General features: G+C 65.1%; 4 protein-coding genes and 1 pseudogene. 2 read left to right on the top strand and 3 right to left on the bottom strand.

What is annotated here, in order from left to right:
• Both ACHFFZ_RS14875 and ACHFFZ_RS14870 read right to left on the bottom strand, forming a co-directional pair.
• Positions 1 to 423 (bottom strand): alpha-amylase family glycosyl hydrolase (locus tag ACHFFZ_RS14875; protein ID WP_394277379.1); only part of this gene is annotated, 423 nt, incomplete at its 3' end.
• Between the two features lie 205 nt (positions 424 to 628).
• Positions 629 to 901, bottom strand: a complete 273-nt coding sequence (locus ACHFFZ_RS14870; protein ID WP_394277378.1) for a hypothetical protein — start codon at positions 899 to 901, stop codon at positions 629 to 631.
• A 207-nt stretch (positions 902 to 1,108) separates the two neighbouring features.
• Between ACHFFZ_RS14870 and ACHFFZ_RS14865 the strand changes: the two genes are divergently transcribed.
• Positions 1,109 to 1,288, top strand: coding sequence for a hypothetical protein (locus ACHFFZ_RS14865; protein ID WP_394277377.1), 180 nt, complete (start codon positions 1,109 to 1,111; stop codon positions 1,286 to 1,288).
• A gap of 38 nt (positions 1,289 to 1,326) precedes the next feature.
• On the opposite strand, the gene ACHFFZ_RS14860 is transcribed toward ACHFFZ_RS14865, so the two are convergent.
• Positions 1,327 to 2,310, bottom strand: coding sequence for an Abi family protein (locus tag ACHFFZ_RS14860; RefSeq protein ID WP_394277376.1), 984 nt, complete (start codon positions 2,308 to 2,310; stop codon positions 1,327 to 1,329).
• A 731-nt stretch (positions 2,311 to 3,041) separates the two neighbouring features.
• On the opposite strand from ACHFFZ_RS14860, the pseudogene ACHFFZ_RS14855 reads away from it, so the two are divergent.
• A pseudogene (locus ACHFFZ_RS14855) lies at positions 3,042 to 3,229 on the top strand (transferase); the annotation flags it as partial.

The raw sequence follows: 3,229 nt of genomic DNA, 5'->3' as shown, positions 1-3,229 counted from the left end.
GCCCTCGCGGGCGGGACGCCACCAGTACCAGTCGCGCTTGGGCGAGTCGGGGTCGCGGGACTCGACGAACCAGGGGTGCTCGTGCGAGGTGTGGTTGACCACCAGGTCCATCACGAGCTTCATGCCCCGCGAGTGCAGGCCTTCGACCAGCTCGTCGAGGTCGGCCAGCGTGCCGAAGAGCGGGTCGATGTCGGTGTAGTCGCTGATGTCATAGCCGTTGTCGATCATGGGGGAGCGGTAGACGGGGGAGAGCCACACCACGTCGACACCCAGGCGCTGCAGGTGGTCGAGCCTGCTGGTGATGCCGGGAATGTCGCCGATGCCGTCGCCATCGCTGTCCTGGAAGGAGCGCGGGTAGACTTGGTAGACGACGGCGGAGCGCCACCAGTCTTGGGGGTGGGCCTGGGTGTCGGTCGTGGTCATGGGATTCCTCTCGCGCGTGGTCCGGTTGCTGATCGACCCTAGCCGAGACGTCTTGCTGGCTTCCTGGCCCACTGAGACCACACGTCTAGATCAGTTCATCGTGGGTGCCAACGTGCTCGATGTGACAGCTCGTGTCGGGGTTCTTGCCACCAGGTCAGCCGTGGAGCCTGAGGAGTCTCGGCCTTCACGTAGGTCCGCCACACCGTCATCCCCGTGGGGACAGCCTGGGTTTGCCGACCTGGCTCTCCAGGAACTGGTGCGTGGTGTGCTCGTCCCACACCCGCCCGTGCAGGATCGCCAGCATGACGGCGATCGTCTTGCGCCTGCGCACCACCGGGTGCTCAAGGCCGGCCAGGAAGCCGTCCTCGACCGTCCACGTCGGCAGCGTGAACGCACGCCGTTGCTGTTCTGGCATCGACATCAGCCACCGGGTCTCCACCTCCCACCACAGCTGCGCCTCGGGATCGTCATGGGCCACCGGCAGCACCACCGACGGGCCCCGCTCGGCCAGCTGCGCCTCGAGCCGGTCGATCCGCCTCCGTCAGCAGCTCTTCGGCCGGGGCCGCCCGTGAACGTTCCCGCTGGGTCTCGCTGCTGGGCCCGCCCAGCTGTTCTTCCAGGGTGCGAGTCAGGGCCCGCACCACCACAGCTTCCACGTCGGCCAACCCGAACGGCGTGTGTATCGGTGGGGAGCGGGGTCTCCCATCTCATCCACGACGGCATCCGGGCGGCTTGGGAGCTCTACCAGGTCTTCGGCCCAGCCTCGGCCGCGGGAGTCGGCAATGCCTCCGGCGTGGGCCTGCTGGCCGGGGACCTGGCTTCGGAGCGGGCCGCAGCTGTTCAGGAGTTCGATGATCGTGGGTAATAATGGCCCCCTGAAAAGGGGCCCAGAAGAGGATCGGGTCATGGCTTCCAGAGGGGTAGTTCGTCCCATCCGTCGGGCACGCCGATGGAGTGCAGTGTCAGCGCGTGCGAGGTGGGGAACTCGTGCAGGAGTTCGGTCATGCGCGGGGCCCAGTCGCATGCAGGGTCGATGCCACGCAGCAGGTAGGCGATCACGGCCAGGGCGTTGTAGGTGCCGAACTCTGGTTTCGGGTTGCTCTGGTCGCTGAGGTGGTCCAGGTCAGAGATCGAGCCCTTTCTAGGACGTTTCGGTGCATTCTGGAGTTTGCGGTTGAACAGCCGGGCATGGTGCGCGGAAACATTACGGACGTAGTTGAGGCTAGCCAGCCAACTGCTCATGAGCTTCTTCGTCGGGACATCGAACGCGGCGGCGACCTCTTCGGCGTCGGGTTGGAGCATGCCCCGGTACAAGGTGGAGAGGTGGCCGAGCTCGAGGACCTCGGTGAGTGCCCAGATGGGCATCCGGTCGTCATAGCACTCCCGGAAGTGCGCGACGAACTGTTCGTCGGACTTGGCCTTGCGGGCATTGACTTGTTGGAGCCACTGCACGTGTTTGCTGGCGGCCGGGTTGCGTGCATCGGTGCAGGGTGTGGTGAACGCATCGGTGAAGGATCGGGGGTCTTCGTAGGCGAAGGGTGAGCGTCGACCCAGGACGTACCCCATGTGCATACGGGTCGCGATCTCGATGCGTTCGATGCCGTCCATGACCAGCATCCGCAATCGGCGGTCGAAACTGATGATCTCTTCCGCATGACGAAGTGTTGTCCCTGGCTGGTAGCTGTCCAACACTCTCACGCATATGCGGCCGTCAGCTTCGGAGGTTTCGGATTCCCGGAACGGGTAGAGGTAGCCGGTGAGGCGGTAGTAGCCGATGCCACGGACGGTGTATGTGGCGTGCGTGCGTTCACCCACCGTGAGCCCTCGTGCTGCCACCTGGTCGATCTGGGCATCGATGGACAGCCATGGCTTCGTGTACTCCGCCATGATCCTCCCTTTGGACAGAAAATCAGCCCGCGCCTTGCGGCCACGGGCTGATCATGATGATGCAAGACTAGCATGATCGGGGCCACCCATGCTGTCTAGAGCCGCAAGGATCGCCCGCCCAGCAGACTGGGCGCCACAAGCACCGGCAGCGCTCCGGTAGCGCAGACTCGTACGCCACAGGACGAGCTGGCGATACCGTGGGTCGTGCGCACTCGAGCGAGGACTTAGGGGCTCGTAAGGATGCGGTACCGGAACTGAATTGATGCCGGAGTGTAGTCCGGCTCGCTGACCTCCCGCTGGACTGCCAGGAGGTCCACGACACACAAGGCCTCTTGGGAGTTCTGCAAGATCACTTGCTGTCCCACGGGAGCAACGACGTGCCGCCCCGGTGTGATTTGGGATGCCAAGCCCTCGAGATCGCTCGGCCCAGAGCGGTTGAGTCCGACGGCATGGATTGGATCCTCGTAGACGTACACCGACTGTTCGCCGCAGCCTGACACCTTCAGAGCGAAACTGAACTCTCCGCAGCCGAATCAGCCAGGTAACGTCGGAGCCCACTCGCACCAGCCATGACACGCGCGCCATTCGGCAGATGATTGTTGTCACGCGCGCCGGGGCCTTGACGCCCCCAGCGGCTGGGTTGGACCACACCGAGTGATCGCGGTAGCGGTACCGTCTCCAGCGCCCGTCTCCGTTTGCCGTCGCCCACCACACCCGGGGACGATGGGCGCATGCTCACCCCCGACCAGATCGAGTCCCTGCGCCAGGCGCTGGTGGATGCCCACTACACCGTCGACGAGGTGGTGGAGCGCATCGGCGAGGCCGGGCAGGCAGGTCTGGGGCGCAATTCCACCATTCCCGCGCTCGACATCCTCGGTGACGCCACCGATCCGCAGGCCACGCTGGTGCGGCTGTGGCC

Source organism: Luteococcus sp., assembly GCF_043424415.1.
GTDB lineage: Bacteria > Actinomycetota > Actinomycetes > Propionibacteriales > Propionibacteriaceae > Luteococcus.
This window is presented reverse-complemented; position numbering and strand designations above follow the sequence as displayed.

Coding starts and splice junctions, on each gene's coding strand:
- ACHFFZ_RS14860 (WP_394277376.1), bottom strand. CDS start 2,310: ATGGCGGAGTACACGAAGCCATGGCTGTCCATCGATGCCCAGATCGAC.